Raw genomic sequence first — 16820 nt, forward strand, 5'->3', positions numbered from 1 at the left:
GCCCTTGCGTTGCTGGTGATCGTCCGGTCGTTCATCGCGAACTCCACCCAGCACTCGCCGATCCTCAAGCCGTTCGGTGACTGGTCGACGCTGTGGGCGTCGATGCCCCTCGTCGTGCTCGTGGGCGTGGTGCTGTCGGCACTCGCGTCGTTCCTCACGCTGCGCCGGCATCTGCGGGTGTAGCCGGCCGTGGTCAAGGAGACCGGCCGCAAGCTGATCGCGCAGAACCGCAAGGCGCGGCACAACTACTCCATCGAGGACGTCTTCGAGGCCGGCCTCGTGCTGCAGGGCACCGAGGTCAAGTCGTTGCGCGCCGGCCGGGCATCGATCGTCGATGCGTACGGCCGGGTACGCGACGGCGAGATCTGGCTGGAGGGCCTGCACATCCCGGAGTACGCGCAGGGGACCTGGACCAACCACGAGCCACGTCGTACCCGCAAGCTCCTGTTGCACCGCAAGGAGATCGACCGGCTGGTCGGCAAGACGAAGGAGGGCGGGCTGACGCTCGTCCCGCTCTCGTTGTACTTCAAGGACGGCAAGGCCAAGGTCGAGATCGCGCTGGCCCGCGGCAAGCGCAGCTACGACAAGCGGCAGAGCCTGGCTACGCGTGACGCCGAACGCGAGATCGCGCGAGCAGCCGGCCGGCGGGCAAAGGGCCGTGACTGAGCCTGCGACCGCCGACCCCGCCTGGGTGAGCGCGAGCGCGCGCTGGGGAGACTGAGACGGTGGTCGATCCGCCGCGGTCCGATGCCGAAGTGCCCGCCTTCTGGCGTGCACTCGGGTTGCCCGGGCTGATCGACACCCACGTGCACTTCATGCCCGACCGGGTGCTGCAGAAGGTGTGGGCGTATTTCGACTCGGCCGGCCCGCTCATCGGCCGGCGCTGGCCGATCGAGTACCGCTGGCCGCAGGCCGAGCGGCTGGACCGGCTGCACGCGATGGGAGTGCGCGCGTTTCCCTCGCTCGTCTACGCGCACAAGCCCGGCATGGCGGCGTGGCTGAACGACTGGGCGCGGGAGTTCGGCCGCGCCCACGACGATGTCCTCGCCAGCGCGACCATCTATCCCGAGCCGGAGGTGGCCGGCTACCTGGACGAAGCGCTTCGCTCTGGTGCGCGCATCGTCAAGGTGCACGTCCAGGTCGGTGGCTTTGATCCGCGCGACCCGCTGCTCGACCGGGCCTGGGGCATGCTCGCCGACGCCGCGATCCCTGTCGTCGTACATGCCGGAAGTGGCCCGGCGCCCGGTGCCTTCACCGGCCCCGGCCCGATCGGCGAGGTGCTGTCCCGCCACCCGAGCCTGCCTTTGATCGCCGCCCACATGGGAATGCCGGAGTACGACGAATTCCTCGGCTTCGCCGAGCGTTATGAGAACGTGCGGGTCGACAGCACGATGTGTTTCACCGACTTCGGCGGCGGCGCTGCCACCGGTGCCGTGCTCGCGCCGCGGCTTGTCGCGCTGCGGGAGAAGGTTCTGCTGGGCACCGACTTCCCAAACATCCCGTACCCGTACGCGCACCAGCTCGAGGCGCTGGTGCGGCTCGGGCTCGGTGACGACTGGCTGCGCGCCGTCTGCTGGGACAACGCGGCGGGGCTGTTCGGCATCGGTGGGTGACCGTGGACACCATCGGTCGCAGCCTGTCCGAGGGCTTCTTCATGTTCTGGGACACGTTGTGGGCGCTGATCTTCGGGTTCACGTTGTCCGGCCTGGTCCAGGCGTTCGTCTCGCGCGCACAGCTTCAGCGCGTAATGGGCGACCACGGTCCGAGGACGATCGTGCGCACCTCTCTGCTTGGTGCCGCATCGTCGTCGTGTTCGTACGCCGCGAGCGCTCTGGCGCGCACGCTGTTCTCCCGCGGCGCCGACTTCACCACCTCGATGGTGTTCATGGTCGCCTCGACGAATCTCGTGGTCGAGCTCGGCGTCGTGCTGTGGCTGCTGCTCGGATGGCAGTTCGCGGTCGCCGAGTTCGTCGGCGGCTCCATCATGATCGTGTTGCTCGCTCTGATCGGCCCGAGGGTGTTTCGCGGCAGCTACGTGGCAGCCGCCCGGCGTCGAGCGACGGCGGCTACCGCAGGTCATGCGCACGGAGGCGAGCCCACCGGCGGGTCGTTGTCCGCGCGCTGGCGGTCGCGGCAGAACTGGAGTGACGCGGCCTCGTTCACCCTCGCCGATCTTCGGATGCTGCGCCGCGAGCTCGTGATCGGGTTCGTGGTCGCCGGCTTTCTCGCCGTCGCCGTTCCGAACTCGGTCTATCGGCACGTCTTCGTCACCGGTCACGGAGGCTGGACCGCTCTCGAGAACGCGGTGGTCGGTCCCCTTGTCGCGTTCGTCAGCTGCGTGTGCTCGATCGGCAACGTCCCCCTCGCCGCCGCGCTGTGGTCCGGCGGTGTCAGCGTTGCGGGGGTGGTCGCGTTCGTCTTCGCGGACCTGCTCTCGGCGCCGTTGGTGGTGATCTACCGCAAGCTGTACGGCGGCCGGCAGGCGCTCATCCTGGTCGGCGTGCTGTGGTCGGTGATGAGCCTCGCCGGGTTGGCGACCGAGGCGCTGTTCCATGTCTCGGGGCTGTTGCCGCATGCCCGGCACATGCAGCCGGTGCGCACCGGGTTCCGCTGGAACGCGACGACGTACCTGGACATCGTGTTCCTGATCGCGTTCGGCGCCGTGTGGTGGCTGGCCCGTCACCGCGGATCGGCGGGCGATGACCGCTACGCGACTGACCCGGTGTGCGCGATGCGGGTCGAGAAGGCGAACCCGGGCGCGGTCGCCGTCAGTGGTGGTGTCACGACGTACTTCTGCTCCGATGGGTGCCGCGCGACGTACCGCGCGCGTACCGAGCCGCGTGATCGGGCGGTCGGACGTGGGTAGCCTGGAGGGGTAACAGACACCAACCCACCAGGGGGTGAACGGTTTCGACTTCGGACGTCGATTCGAGAGAAGCGGGCTGAGGATGTCGCGTGAACTCATTAACCACCGCGGCAAAACAACAAATGCCGATAACAACCGGCTCGCTCTCGCTGCCTAACCGGTAGCGAAGCTGTCAGCCTAGGGGCGCCTCCGCCCTAGGACCTGGCATCGATAGGAGGCTCCACCGAGGGACCCGGTCACGGGGTCCTGAGGGAAACCAAACAGTGACTGGGCCTGCAGCAGGGTGCCTGCGCCGCTGCTGGGGCCGAGAAAACCGAAGCAGGCTGCGCCCGGAGAAGTCTTGATGACCCGCCGAAGGACCCGGGTTCGATTCCCGGCACCTCCACCAAATCGAAGCTCTCGTCGCCGGTAAAGGCCCAGGTCAGAGTCTTGTTTCTGCTGGCGGCGATTTCGCTTCAAGATCAAAGCCCGTCAAAGCCCGAAGATCATTTAGGCACTGGCGGACAGACGAGTGTCCTGAGGGTGTCCAGCGGGCACCAGCGGTCGGCCTTCGCAGGCTCGATCAGCGGGTCGGTTTGGACTGCGCTTTGGCTGCTTCGCGTGCTGCCCGGAACTGTTCGCGCCACGGCGTGTAATCGTCGTTCGGCCGCAGGTGAACGTAGACCTGGTCGGTGACCGCGACCGAGGCGTGACCGAGCCAACGGCTGATGACCGAGAGAGGGATGCCGTCCTCGTACCAAAGGGTCGCGGCGGTGTGCCGCAGGTCGTGCAGCCGGAGTGCGGGTACGCCGATCCGGGCTGCGGCTGGCTTGAGGTGCCATTGGTAGAAGACGTGCGCGTCCCACGGCTTCGACGGGTCGCGGTCGTGACCGCCGACGGCTCGGCCGTAGAACAGGGGAGCGCTTAGCTCGTCGGCGCGAGGATGCTCGGCGACGTAGTCCGACAGCGCGTCGAGCAGGTCGTCGTCGAGGATCGGGACATCGCGGCGACCCCGCCTGGTCTTCGGGGTCCCGACCACCCATTCGTCGAGCTTGCGATTGCGGGTCAGCGTGCGAGTCACCGAGACGCTGCCGCGGTCCAGATCGAGGTTGGCGATCAGCAGCCCGCAGAACTCAGCCGCCCGCAGGCCGGTCGCGGAAAGGAACCGGCCGACCAGTCCGTACGGCGGCCACCGGTCGAGCTCGGTGGCGAGCTGGTCCACCTGGCTTCGGGTCAGCGGCGTTCCCTCGAACTTTGCAGAGTCTCTATCTGAGGGCAGGTCGACCCCGGAGCACGGGTTGACCCTGATGATGCCGTGACGCACGGCGTACTTGAAGGTCGCCGACAGCGGTGTGTAGTGGTTGTAGATCGACTTGGTGGCCATCTTGGTTTCGCCGAGCTCCGCCAGCCAGTGCTCGATGTCGCGGGAGGTGATCGCTCCGATCCGTCGGGCTCCGAACGTCGGCAGCACGTGGACACGCAGCGAGGTCTCGTAGCTCTCCGCCGTACGTCGCTTCACTCGCCGGGTCGTGACAGCTAGCCAGTCCTTCGCGACCTTCTCGAACGGCTCCCGTGCCGCGCGTTCGTCGGGCAGCTCGTCGCGCAACTCCTGGGCGATCCGTTCCTTCAGCGCGCGGTTGGCGCTGGTCTTGTCGCGGTAGGTGCGCTGGCTTTCGCGTCCCGCCGAGTCCGTCCAGCAAACAACGTAAGAGGTACCGCCGTCTCGGACTCTGGTCTTGAGATAGGCCATGAACGCTCCAGCGACTCGCTCTTTGCCTCCGCTCTACCGCGCCGCCGCGTCCCTCGGGCTCGCTTGGCGGCGCTGTGTGGATAACTAACCGAGACGAAGCTGCTGTGGCTGGGCTTCGATCCGGCCGGCTGAAACGAAGGCGTCGAGGTCGGTGTCCTCGAGCCGGACCTTGCTGCCGAGCTTGACGTAGGGAATCCGTTTCTCGGCGATCAGCCGGCGAATGAACCGGGGCCCGGTGCCGAGGTATGCGGCGGCCTGGTCGACGGTCAGCAAGGTCATGGTGGGCTCCTCACGGTCCTGCACCGGGCATCGCCGATGACGAATGTTAATACTGGCCAAGGACCATACGCCTGATATCTGTCAAGGCAAGTGGTGACATTGCTTCAGGCGGGTGTAGGTTGCCGATCGTGGCGCGTAGCAGAAAGACCGAGACGGACCGTGACGTACCGGCACGACCGTTCCCGGACGGGGTGAACCTCAACGAGATCGTTGCCTACAACTTCCGGCGAGCGCGGGAGCTTCGCGGCCTGACCCAGGACGAGGCCGCGGACCGGCTCGCGCCCTTTCTCGGGGTGCGGCTCAAGCAGGCCGCGATCTCCGGGATCGAGGGCGCCTACGGCGGGCAGAAACGCCGGGAGTTCGACGCGCAGGAGCTGCTCGCATTCGCGTGCGGGTTCGACCTGCCGATCATCTGGTTTCTGATCCCGCCACCCGGGGATCGTCGCAACCTGCAAGGCACCGGCGATCGGGTCAACGAGCTGTACCTGCTGGCGATGGGTCGCAACGACCAGCTCGAGTACCTGCGGGAGCGGTTCGCCGAAGTCGGGCACGTCGAACCCGATGAATCCGACCTCGTTCTCGAACGGGTCTACGGCGGCCCGACGGAAAGGACGCTTCTGGACTACCCAACCCGCCGCAAGGAACTGCTGCTAGCGATGCTCGACTCTCGTGCGGACCGGCTCGACCAGGCCGCGGAGGAGATGGGCCGCTTCTTCGACCACCTTCGCCAGGTCGGGATCCGCGGCTACGTCGCGGAAAAGGCCAACGACCGCGACTTCATGTTCCCGCCGAAGAAGCCACCGCGCGGCAAACGCAGCCAGTAGCAATCCATGCGGCGCTAGTGATTCGCGGTGGCCTCCGACCCGCATCGTCTCTACTCTTGAGGGGTGATCTTCGACCGCATCACGATCGAACCGGACAAGATGTCCGGCCAGCCGTGTATCCGTGGGCTGCGGATCCCCGTCGCCACCGTGGTCGCGATGGTCGCGGACGGGATGACTGTTCCGGAGATCCTCACCGACCTACCCGACCTGGAAGCCGAGGACGTCGCCCAGGCCCTGCGCTACGCCGCCGCCGCCGTCCGGGAACGTGAGCTGCCGCTTCGCCACCCGGCGTGAGAATTCTCGTCGACGCGAACCTCTCCCCTCGCCTCGCCGCCCTGCTCGTCACCACCGGTCATGACGCTGTGCACGTCAGCGACCTTGACCTGAGCTCGGCCAGCGATCACACCATCCTCGAGGCCGCCGACCACGAGAACAGGGTGGTGCTGTCGGCCGACACCGACTTCGGCACGCTGCTCGCGGTGACCGGCCGGACACGTCCTTCCGTCGTGCTGGTACGCCTGACCAGCCCCCGCCGTACGGAGGCAATCGCGGCGCTGCTCGACGCCAATCTCCCCGCGTTGGCCGACGCGCTCACCTCCGGCGCGGTGGTCGTCGTCGAGGACGACCGGGTCCGAGTCCGGGACCTGCCACTGCGGTAGCGGCCGCGACACGCCCGACCGCGTGAGGAATTCTCACCTTCTCCCGATCCACCTCGCCCACCTGCTTTCCCTTCACCCCTCTTCACCGCCACATTCCTTTGCCTACCACCACTTCCCGCCCCGCCTATCACCTCTCGCTGCCCTTCTCACCCCGCCCCACGATCCCAGCAGACATGTGCATCGGTGATGCGTACGGTGCCGGGCATGTTGTCTACGGCGAAGGTGCGGACGAGCTCGTGGCGGTACTACGCGAACCAGGTCGGGCGCGGTGGGTGTGAGTACTTTCTCGGGATCGGTGAGGCGCCGGGGCGCTGGTACGGCCGGGGTCTGGACCGGCTCGGGCTCGAGCCGGGGGGTGAGGTGCGGGAGTGGCAGCTGGAGGCGACGTTCGGCCGGGCGGTGCACCCGGCCGGCCGGTATCGGCTGGGACGGGCGTGGCGCGCGGACGGGGTTACCGGGTATGACCTGTGTTTCTCCGCCCCGAAGTCGGTCTCGGCGCTGTGGGCGCTCGGCGGTGGCGATATCGGAGCCGCGATCCAGGCGGCGCACCGGGCGGCGGTCCGGGCCGGGCTGGACTACCTGGACAGCCATGCCGGGTTGTCCCGGGCCGGGCGCAACGGACACACCCAGGTCGGCACGGACGGGCTGGCCGCGGCGGTGTTCGACCACCGGACGTCACGGGCGGGGGATCCGCAGCTGCACACCCACGCGCTGGTGCTGAACAAGCTGCACTGCCCGGACGGGCAGTGGCGGACCATTGACGGGTATGAGATCTACACGCACAAGAAGTCCGCCGGCGTCCTCTACCAGGCGGCGTTGCGCTGCGAGCTGACCCGCCGACTCGGTGTGACTTGGGCAGAGGTCAGCAAGGACGGGCAGGCGGAGATCGCGGGTGTCCCGCAGACGCTGTGCGACCGGTGGTCGACCCGCGCCGGGCAGGTCGCCGTCGAGTCCGCGCCGGTGCTCGCCGGCTACGAGGCGGCACTGGGCCGGCCGTTGACCTCAGCGGAACGGAGCGCGGTGTGCAAGGTCGCGGTGCTCAAGACCCGCCCCGGCAAGGCGAGGGTCGACATCGTCGGGCTGGTCGACCGCTGGCACGGCGAAGCCGGTGAGCTGGGCTGGACCCCGGACCGGCTGGTTACCGCGGTCGCGGATACCGCCGGTCGCGCGCCGCACGTTGCGCCGGACGTGGACCGGCTGGTGCTCGACGCGGTGGCCGCGGCGGGTGCCCGCAAGGCGGTCTTCACCCGCTCGGATCTCGCGGTCGAGGTCGCGGCGCGGATCCCCGCGGACGCAGCGGTGGACGCGGCGACGGTGACCGACTGGGTGGAGCGGCTCACCGACCGTGCCCTCACCCTCGAGCAGACCGTCACCCTGCTCCCCGAACGCGACGGCTGCGGCCGCCGCTCCGACGCCCGCTACGCCAGCGCGGTCACCTTGGGCCAGGAGCTGGCGATCATCCGGTTCGCTGAGGCCGGCCGGCGGGCGGGCGTGGCGATCTGCCCGCACCCGACGGTCGAACGGGCCTGCGGGCAGCATCAGCTCGACCCGGCCCAGGCCCGGGCGGTGCACTGGATCACCCGCGCCGGTGAACAACTCTCGGTGCTGGTCGCGCCGGCCGGGACCGGGAAGACCACCACGCTCGCGGCCATCATCGACGCCTGGCAGAACACCGGCCGGCAGGTCATCGCCCTGGCACCCTCGGCCCGGGCCGCGAAAGAACTCACGGCCGCGACCGGGCTGCCCGCGGACACGGTCGCGAAATACCTGCACGCGAACAGCACCGGCCGGTGGCCGGTCGACCCGCGGTATCGGCTCCGGCGCGGGGCGGTGCTGATCGTGGACGAAGCCTCGATGCTGGCCACCGCCGACCTGCACGCGTTGAAACGCGAGGTCGAGACGGTCGGCGGGAAACTGCTGCTGGTCGGTGACCCGGCGCAGATCGGCGCGATCGACGCGGCCGGCGGGATGCTGCCCGCGCTCGCCGACCGCCTCGACGCCCCGACCCTGACCACCGTCCACCGACTCCGTGAACGATGGGAGCAGGTCGCGACGCTGCAGCTCCGCGCCGGTGACCCGACCTGCATCCCCGCCTACCTCGCCCACGACCGGGTCCACCCGGTTCACCCCGACACCGACCCCTACGACGCGGTGCTCGATGAGTACGAGCGGTTGACCGGCGCCGGTGCCCGGGTCCTGCTCCTGGCTCGCAGCCACGACGACGTCGACCAGCTCAACGCGCGCGCCCGAGCCCGCGCGATCGAACACGGTGAGATCCGCGGTGATCCGCTGCTGGCCGCCGGGGGATACCAATGGCGGGTCGGCGACCGGATGCGGGTCACCCGCAACAACCGACGGATCCCGGTCGGGGCTGACCACCTGCGCAACGGTGACCTGTTCACCGTCACCGGCCACACCCCGCACGGGCTCACCGTCCGGCGCCTGCACGGCCCGGACACCACCCTGCTACCCCGCGACTACCTCGCCCGACACGCCACCTACGGGTGGGCGTCCACCATCGACGCCGCGCAAGGCGCCACCGTCGACCACTCACTCACCCTGGCCCGGCCCGGGCTGGACCGCACCCGGCTCTACGTCGCGCTCACCCGCGGCCGCGAATCCAACCGGCTCTACCTCGCGCTCGAACCCGACCCCGAGATCACCTCAGCGAACACGACCCGGGCCGCACCCGACGCAGCCGCCCAGTTCGCCCGGCTCCTCAACCACAACAGCGCGCACGACGCCGCCCACACCCGCCTCCCCGAACCGATCCAGCCGACCCGGTCGCTCGAGCCGGCCACGCGGGCAAGCAGCAGAATCAGCAGAAGACCCCTCGCATCCGAACGATTCGGCTACAGAGAACCGGATCCCCACCGCCCGCTCACCGCCGAACGCGACCACGGCCGAGGGGTAAGCCGCTGACTGAACGGCCCCGGGTTCACTAGAGGCCCTGCTGCGCCCCGAGTTCAACGGCGTAGGCGATGCTGGACTCTGGTGTCTGACATCAGGAGACATGAGTGGGGCGACGGGGGTACACGCCAGGTTTCCGTTGGCAGGTGGTTGATCTCACCGTACCCGGCCGTGGCGTAGCCCACGTGGCGCATGCTCTAGGGGTCAGCGAGCAGTCGATCTAAACGTGGCGCCTACAGCACTGCATCGACCGAGGTTTGCACGTTTGGCTGACCAGCGGCGAGAACGCCGAGCTGACCACAGCGCAAAAGCGCGCAACTGACGTCGGGCCGAGTTGGACGGCAGACCGCATCGGGGCAGAAGGCAACGCCGAGCAGAGTGCTCAAAGTTGTGCCAAGCGAGACTTAGCCAGCGACCCACGCAAGCGGTCCCTCGTCGTGGGAAGCAGCCCCATCGAAAAATTTCGGCCAAAGTAATATGGTCGACCGCCTGTCGTTTTCGTTTCAGTAGACTAAAATCGAGCCAGCGGGGGCATGGAGGGCGTTGTGGGTGTTCCTGTCACCGTGGATGTGATAAACGTCGGTGATCCGTCCACCCGACTTGTGTCTGGCATGGTTGGTATCGACCACGCGGTTGAGATCCAGAGCTTTGCCTTCGATAATGTGAACAATCTCGTCTACGTTGCGCAGGTCGCGGGTGCATGCAGTATCTCGTATGATCAATCGACGAGTTGGAAAACCGCGTCCGGAAGTTACCCGGTCTCGGCGTCACTGTCGATGGCGATGGCAGATAACGAGGCGGCCGGGAACCTCGCGATAACGCAATTACCGATGTCGGGTGCACCTCCGAATCCGCCGCATTCGATGTTCCTTTTGGGTTTCGGTCACGGTGTCGCGATTGGTGTAGAGCCGCAGGCTTCGCAGACGTACATATGGGTCGAATGCCAATCGCAGCCGCCCGCAAATGGGGATGGGTTTGGGAACAAAGTTGCGAGGGTGCCGTTCACGCCCGGTGCCGTATTCCAGGCTTCTTCTTCGGATCTAGAGCTCTACGACCCGATCACCATACAAAACGGCTATATTACCGGGTACTCCTGTGCTCTAGATACGCAGAATGGCCTCCTCGCGTTACGGTACACGGAAAATGTTTATAATCAAGACCCTCCACCCGATGTTATCTCCACCAAATATGTCAGCGCGTATTCTTGGTCAAGCACGGATGGCCCAGACTTTTCGGCCGCACTAGCAACCATCCAGCAGCCGCCGGTTATAGAGGCTACCGACCTGGACGTCTTCCAAGGCTGGACTCTATACGGCTCTTGGGTGTACATGTTAGATTGGGATAAGTCTACCTCGCCATATACGATCTACACGACGTCGATCGACATCAACGGCGACGACAACCCGAACGGTGGCGGCACATATCATTTGCGCACCTCTTCGTCCGCTGATGTGGACGCAGATCCTCGTGAGCCAGAGGGCATGGCTATATATCTCATACCCACTTCACCAACGCTTTGTTTCGGCATTACTAATGACACAATTGAATACGGTATAACGTTCCACACGTTAGATATGTACGGAAAGGTCTAGTACAAGCGACTTGCGAAACCCTCAAAACGAAGCGCTCACATCTCGTTCCCAGGCACCAACTTGGGTGTGAGCGTTAGTGGCGCTAAGCGAGTCGATCTTACGAAGGAGAAGGAGGGGTGTGAATAATGGATAGGTTCACTCTCTTCACTGGATCGGCCGATCGACGCACTCAACGTCCGGCCTGGCTGACCGTATCGTGCTGCCTCGTGGCGCTGACCGTGCCCGTTGTGATCGGGCGGCAGCATGCGGTTGCTGCTATGCCGTCCTCGGTGTCCGACAGCCACCTCCGGCTGGTTGCGGTACAAGGCTCGTCGCAATATTTAGCCTTCGAGTCCACGAACAGTTCCACGACCGTGCATGCTGGTTTCGTTAACGCGGGAGAGCTGTATGTGATGGGTCGTCACGGCCACCTGCGTCGCCTTGCGAAGGTGCGGCGTCGTGACGAGTCGGTGTCGTTGGTAGGTAGCAGCCTTCTGCTATGGAGCTCGTTGGACCCGGTGACATTTGAGCGGCGCGTGAATTGGTGGGACCTGGCGGCCCACACTGCGGGGTCAGCGACTCTGCCGTCGAACGATGTCCCGGTGTCTGCTGCGCCTTCAGGCTGGGTGAGTGCGGTCGAGACCTCGAATGGAAAGGACGGAACCTGCCAGGCTGCGTCGAAGCCATGTCGAACCGATCTTCAACTACATCGGTTCGGTGGCTCCACGGTGGACCTTGGGTCACCGATGCCAGCGGGAACAACGCCCCAGTTCATCGCCGGCCCGTTTGGTTTGGTGGGCTTCGCCTTTGGTGGGAACAGCTCAGAGGAGGGCAAGATCGTGGCAATGCCCTGGAAGGGCGACCGACGCTGGCGTACGCTGCTGAAGCCGGGCGCAGACCGGGGCAATATCTGCAACATGCTGACGGCCCGGAGCGTTAGCTGCCAGCTTACCGGCAAGGCGAATGTCTCACTTGCCTTACTGTCTTTGTCTGGCGGGCCTACGGTGCGATTCTCGCCAAAGCAATTGGCGCAACTTAAGCGTGGTGGCTGTGTATCGCTCTCGGCGATCCCGCATCACGGCAGTGCTGTCTCGATTGCTACCGCGAGTCAAAGCTGTACGCCAGGTACATTGAGTTTCCTCTCACTTAGGTCACATCTCATTGCGATCTCGTCGCATCGGTTCGCGGCAGTTCTGCCTGTCAACGCATTTGATCGTGTCGCTGTGTCCAGCTCTCAACAACGACATCTTGACCTCGTAGGTGGGGCGACATCCAAGCCTAAGATGGTCGTCTCAACTCGCGACGGGCATGTTCTGGCCGGACCAGCACGACCAACGACGTCGATCGGTACTCGAGCGGGTTAGCCGCGTTGTACTCTTCGGATTGCGAGCGAATGCGGGCCGGCGACTGAGGTGTGGGGCGGCCTGCTTATTAAGTCGGTGGGACTGCGGGCTCAAATCCCTACCGCCGTCGTTCTGGCGCGGACCAGCCGATAGCAATAGGTGGCGCTCAGCGGCCCTATTGCACCGATGGCTAAGCCGATCGACCCTAACCGGCCACCGAGCGCGACGTCGACCGTCACATCCCACGATGCCGTGGCGCGTGTTGGCCGGGTCGGTCGGTAGGAGACAGGGCCGGCGAACGGTCGCAGACTCAAGATCAAAGCCCGTAAAGGCCCGAAGATCATTTAGGCGAAAGGGGTCACTCCTGGTAACCCGCGGGTGGGGACGGGGAACCGTACAGAGGCGTTGTCGCAGATCGTGCCGCATGAACCGGCACCGGCGGGCAGCGAGGGGCGATCACGGGGACGAACCCAAAATGGCTTCGAACGGGTTCGATTCCCGGCACCTCCACTGCAGAAAGGCGCTTACTTCGCGCCGTGCAGCGTCATTCGTGAGGTTCTTCGCGTGAATCTCCGAGCCACCGAGGTTACGACCATCGTGGCGAGGCGAGGTGATCGAAGGTCCAGGGCCACGACGACGCCTACGTTTGTTCCGAGGAGTAATCGTGGCGGCCAACGAGAAGCAGATTGAAGCGTGGAACGATGGTGAGTGGGTGCACTACGTCGATAACGCCGACCGCTACGACAGCCAACTGTCGCCGTCCACCGACATGCTGCTTGAACGGGTCAGGCTTGTTGAGCCTATGGCCACCGGGCGCAGTGACGACATTGGGCGGTGAGGCCGGATCCTGGCCGACTTCTTCGGTCACGGGAGGCATCACGTCCGTGCCGGCGAGGCCAGCGCATTCGCAGACGGCGAGATGCGTATCCAAGTCGAGTGAGCGCGGACCTTGCGGCGGATGGTTGAAGTTCTGACACCGGTACTTTTGGCTGGTGGCACACGACGAGGCGATCAGGTTCGTGAATTGCACCGGTCGTCGTGTTGCGCTCGCGTTGACCGGTGATGGACCGGCCTTGGTTGCGCCCGCATGGTGGGTCAGCCACCTGGAGTTGGATTGGTCCGATTCAGCGGTCCGCACCTTCTGGGAGGCGGCCAGCGCCGGCTATTCCCTTGTGCGCTATGACCGGCTGGGTGTCGGCATGTCTGATCGGGACCTGCGCGCCGACGACCTCACGCTCGATGCGGAGGTTGCGGTGCTGCGAGCGGTAGTCGACGAACTGGCGCTGGAGAGGGTTGTGTTGATCGGCGGCTCGACGGGCGGCTGTTCCGCGATCGCGTTCGCAGCGCGTTTCCCCGAGCGGGTGAGTCGTCTACTGCTCTATGGAGCGTACGCGGACGGCTCGTCCATAACCTCACCGGAGGTGCGCGAGGCCTTGCTTGCTACCGTCCGCTCGCACTGGGGGCTGGGGTCGCGTGTTCTGGCGGATCTCTTCCTTGGTGAAGCCAGCAGTGACGAGCTAGAGCGACTGGCGGGTTATCAGCGCGCGGCGGCGAGCCCACAGACGGCAGCGGAGTGGCTGGAGGTCACATACCGCAACGACGTACGGGCGGAGCTGGAGCAGTTGCAGGTGCCGACGTCGGTGATCCACCGCCGCGGTGACCGCGCGATCCCCTTCCAATTAGGTCGGAGGCTCGCGGCCGCAATCCCGGGCGCGACCCTTCTGCCGCTCGACGGAACGGCGCATTTCCCCTGGGCTGGGGACCGGTTCGCCGTCGCGCGTGCGATGCGTTCTGTTCTCGCGCCTGACATTCGTCCGCGGGTCGCTGGAGAGCCAGCCGCCGTGCTGCTCTCCAGCCGCGAACGTGAGGTACTCGCATTGGTCGCGAACGGGTTGAAGGACCAGGAAATCGCCGCGCACCTGTCCCTGAGCGAGCACACCGTGCATCGACACGTCGCCAATATCCGACACAAGCTGGGCCGGGGTTCACGGACCGCCGCGGTGGCCGAGGCGGCACGCTTGGGCCTGCTCTGACCCGATGACCGGAACGGGCCATCGCGTCGATTTGGCCTTTCCGGGCGATGCGGTGACGCGTGCCGGGTACCTATCGTCCGCTTCGTGGACAGCAGCATCCCCGGTGTTGAACCGACACGTCGTTCGCGTGTTTGGGGGCGCGTATTTGCCGGTGTGTATGAGCCGTCTCTCTGGGCCGGCGAGCGGGCAGGCCTGCGTACCCAACGAAAGAAGCTGCTCGCTACGGCACGCGGACGCACAGTCGAGATCGGATCCGGTACTGGCCTCAACCTCGCGCATTACCCCGGTGACCTGGGCGAGTTGATCCTGACCGAACCAGACAGCGCGATGCGTTCTCGCCTGGACAAGAGGCTGAGCGGTGTCGCGCGACCCGTTGACGCGGACGCCGAGCACCTTCCGTTCGCCGATGGGTCGGTCGACACGGTCGTCTCGACCCTGGTGTTGTGCACCATCGACGACCCCGAACAGGCGCTGCGAGAGGTCGCCAGGGTATTGGCTCCCGATGGCCAATTTCTGTTCATCGAGCATGTCCGTTCCGACTCGGCAACACTGGCGCGCTGGCAGGATCGCCTGGCCACCCCGTGGTGTCGCTTTGCCCATGGGTGCCGGTGCAACCGTGCGATTGCGGAGCTGATGGTGAGTTGCGGATTTCAGCTCGACGCACTCGCCGAGGCTCGATGGCGCGCTATGCCGCCAATCGTGAGACCCCTCATCATCGGCCGGGCTCGACCCGGAGGCAGCGATGACTGACGTCCGGGTCGGGATGTTCCCGCCCGCCGCTGAGTTCACCGGAACTCTCGGCGGTTCGGAGGCGCTGCGGGGGACGCTCGCCCGCATGGCCGACCAGGGCGTTGATCACGTCTGCGTCGGCGACCACGTGAGTTTTTTCGTGGGAGCAGGCTCGGACGGACTGACCACGGCGACCGCCGTGTGCGCCGCTCATCCTGAGCTACCGGTCTACGTCGCGCTCTATCTGTTGCCGTTGCGCCATCCGGTACTGGTCGCTCGACAGCTCGCGACGCTTTCTCAACTGGCACCCGGCCGGCTCACGTTCGGCGTCGGGCTCGGCGGCGAGGACCCGCACGAGGTCGAGATCTGCGACGTGGACCCCAGGACGCGCGGACGCCGCATGGACGAATGCCTCCACATCCTCAGTCGTCTCAGCGCGGGTACGCCGGTTAGCTTCGACGGAACATTTTTCTCGCTCCGCGATGCGCTGATCTTGCCCGCGCCGTCGCCGCGGATTCCCGTGATCGTCGGAGGGCGGTCAGCTGCGGCGGTCAACCGTGCCGCACGGCTCGGCGACGGATGGCTTGGGATCTGGGTTTCGCCACCAAGATTCGCGGCGGTGCGCGATCAGATTGCGCGGGAGGCCGCCGAAGCGGGAAGAAACGGCCACGAGTTCAGCCATGCACTCAACGTCTGGTGCGGCTTTGCGCCCAAGCGAGCAGCGGCGCGCGGGTTTGTGTCGGCGCAGATGCAAGCCTTCTACCAGATGCCGTTCGAGCCGTTCGAGCGCTACTCGCCGTATGGCTCACCAACAGAGGTCGCCGAGTTTCTGATTCCCTACGTTGATGCTGGTTGCTCAGCGTTCAACCTGATTCCCTGCGCCATCGACATCGACGGCGCCACCAGTGCGGTGGCTGAAGTTCGACGGCTGCTCTCAGTGCGGTGAGCCGGGTGGGACACGAAGGTGATCTCGGCCGCCGCAAAATGATTGTCGCGCCTGCCAAGACCGGGCCGCGGTTCGTGTCCGGAGGCATCACCTCCACCAAAGATGGCCCTGCTTGATCAAAGATGGCCCTGCTTGATCGCTGCCTGAGCTCCTCGCGCCGGCTTGTCGGCTAGAGGGTGAGTGCGGTGGCGGGATAGTCCTCGACCGGTCGCGTCTTGAAGGTGGCGTGACACAAGACCATGCCGGCAGGGTCGGCGGTCGCCGGCTCCACGGTTCTGCATCTGTAGGTCAGCCCGGGTTCGCGGTCGGCGCTGGCAGGATGCCGAGCTGCACCAGCATCTGGAACATGCCCTGGTCCGACCAGTGCTCCACCGCCTGGCCGTCCCTGAACCGCCCGATGTTCGCGCTGTAGGTGTCGAACCGCTTGTTCGTGGCCGGGAAGCCGAGCTGGTCGCCCGTGTGGGTGCCGGTTCCGTGCACGACCCATCCGGCCGTGTCGCCCTCGACGATCACGTTGCTGATCTCGGTGTGGACGTCCGGCACGGCAGCCCGCCAGACGGCGATCGAAGCCTTGAATGCTTCGCGGCCGACCAGGTCTCCGAGCGGTCCATGGTCCACGTAGTCGGTGGTGAACAGCTCGTCGACCACCTCGAGGTGGCCTTCGTTGATGATCTCCTTGAAGATGCGGTCGAGGATGGCGCGGGCGTCGAACATCGAGGTCTCCTTCCAGCGGTTGGTTGAGGTACGCCGCCGCCAGGTGCGCCGGATCACTGCGCGCAGCTCGAGGGTCCGGTCTCCACATCCGGAATGCGGTTCGGCGGCGTACCCCTCGTGGAGACCTCGGAGGTGTCATGACGTCGACGCTCGCTGCCGCCCCGCCGGCCGCGGCGCCCACGCGGATCCCAGCGAGCGGTCGCGGTCCGGGCGCCGC

The 16820-nt window shown here is 66.1% G+C and carries 16 protein-coding genes and 1 other RNA gene; 14 read left to right on the forward strand and 3 right to left on the reverse strand.

The window, feature by feature from the left end:
• The 5 genes from VME70_09635 to ssrA form a co-directional block, all read left to right on the forward strand.
• On the forward strand, positions 1-183 hold a 183-nt coding region (locus tag VME70_09635), incomplete at its 5' end, for a hypothetical protein (GenBank protein ID HTW20457.1).
• Positions 184-189: 6 nt separating this feature from the next.
• Entirely contained in the window at positions 190-666 is a 477-nt protein-coding gene (gene smpB / locus VME70_09640; protein HTW20458.1) for an SsrA-binding protein SmpB, read from the forward strand.
• Between the two features lie 59 nt (positions 667-725).
• Entirely contained in the window at positions 726-1613 is an 888-nt protein-coding gene (locus tag VME70_09645; protein HTW20459.1) for an amidohydrolase family protein, read from the forward strand.
• Entirely contained in the window at positions 1610-2866 is a 1257-nt protein-coding gene (locus VME70_09650; protein HTW20460.1) for a permease, read from the forward strand. The genes VME70_09645 and VME70_09650 overlap by 4 nt, the downstream gene beginning before the upstream one ends.
• 30 nt (positions 2867-2896) lie before the next feature.
• Positions 2897-3254: a transfer-messenger RNA gene (ssrA, locus tag VME70_09655) on the forward strand.
• Positions 3255-3428: 174 nt separating this feature from the next.
• Here ssrA and VME70_09660 read toward each other — a convergent pair.
• Together VME70_09660 and VME70_09665 are read right to left on the reverse strand one after the other, a co-directional pair.
• Positions 3429-4595 carry a tyrosine-type recombinase/integrase gene (locus VME70_09660; protein HTW20461.1) on the reverse strand — a complete coding sequence of 389 codons (1167 nt, stop codon included), beginning with the start codon at positions 4593-4595 and terminating at the stop codon, positions 3429-3431.
• Positions 4596-4679: 84 nt separating this feature from the next.
• Positions 4680-4874 (reverse strand): helix-turn-helix domain-containing protein, encoded by a 195-nt coding sequence (locus tag VME70_09665; protein ID HTW20462.1) that lies wholly within the window; start codon positions 4872-4874, stop codon positions 4680-4682.
• Positions 4875-5002: 128 nt separating this feature from the next.
• On the opposite strand from VME70_09665, the gene VME70_09670 reads away from it, so the two are divergent.
• From VME70_09670 to VME70_09710, 9 genes are all read left to right on the forward strand, one after another.
• Positions 5003-5698 (forward strand): helix-turn-helix transcriptional regulator, encoded by a 696-nt coding sequence (locus tag VME70_09670; GenBank protein ID HTW20463.1) that lies wholly within the window; start codon positions 5003-5005, stop codon positions 5696-5698.
• Between the two features lie 63 nt (positions 5699-5761).
• Positions 5762-5992: a DUF433 domain-containing protein gene (locus VME70_09675; GenBank protein ID HTW20464.1), complete on the forward strand. Its 231-nt coding sequence runs from the start codon at positions 5762-5764 to the stop codon at positions 5990-5992.
• Positions 5989-6357, forward strand: a complete 369-nt coding sequence (locus tag VME70_09680; protein HTW20465.1) for a DUF5615 family PIN-like protein — start codon at positions 5989-5991, stop codon at positions 6355-6357. The genes VME70_09675 and VME70_09680 overlap by 4 nt, the downstream gene beginning before the upstream one ends.
• Positions 6358-6561: 204 nt before the next feature.
• Entirely contained in the window at positions 6562-9279 is a 2718-nt protein-coding gene (mobF, locus tag VME70_09685; GenBank protein ID HTW20466.1) for a MobF family relaxase, read from the forward strand.
• 533 nt (positions 9280-9812) lie between these two features.
• Positions 9813-10859: a hypothetical protein gene (locus tag VME70_09690; protein HTW20467.1), complete on the forward strand. Its 1047-nt coding sequence runs from the start codon at positions 9813-9815 to the stop codon at positions 10857-10859.
• Between the two features lie 1986 nt (positions 10860-12845).
• Entirely contained in the window at positions 12846-13019 is a 174-nt protein-coding gene (locus tag VME70_09695) for a hypothetical protein (protein ID HTW20468.1), read from the forward strand.
• Between the two features lie 154 nt (positions 13020-13173).
• Positions 13174-14214, forward strand: a complete 1041-nt coding sequence (locus VME70_09700) for an alpha/beta fold hydrolase (protein HTW20469.1) — start codon at positions 13174-13176, stop codon at positions 14212-14214.
• Between the two features lie 84 nt (positions 14215-14298).
• Complete coding sequence (locus VME70_09705) at positions 14299-14964, forward strand: class I SAM-dependent methyltransferase (GenBank protein ID HTW20470.1); 666 nt, start codon at positions 14299-14301, stop codon at positions 14962-14964.
• Positions 14957-15889, forward strand: coding sequence for an LLM class flavin-dependent oxidoreductase (locus tag VME70_09710; protein ID HTW20471.1), 933 nt, complete (start codon positions 14957-14959; stop codon positions 15887-15889). Before VME70_09705 ends, VME70_09710 begins: the two co-directional genes overlap by 8 nt.
• Before the next feature lie 288 nt (positions 15890-16177).
• Here VME70_09710 and VME70_09715 read toward each other — a convergent pair whose 3' ends face one another.
• Positions 16178-16660 carry an ester cyclase gene (locus VME70_09715; GenBank protein HTW20472.1) on the reverse strand — a complete coding sequence of 161 codons (483 nt, stop codon included), beginning with the start codon at positions 16658-16660 and terminating at the stop codon, positions 16178-16180.
• Between the last annotated feature and the right edge of the window lie 160 nt (positions 16661-16820).

Source organism: Mycobacteriales bacterium (assembly GCA_035504215.1).
In the GTDB taxonomy this organism is placed as follows: Bacteria; Actinomycetota; Actinomycetes; order JAFAQI01; family JAFAQI01; genus DATAUK01.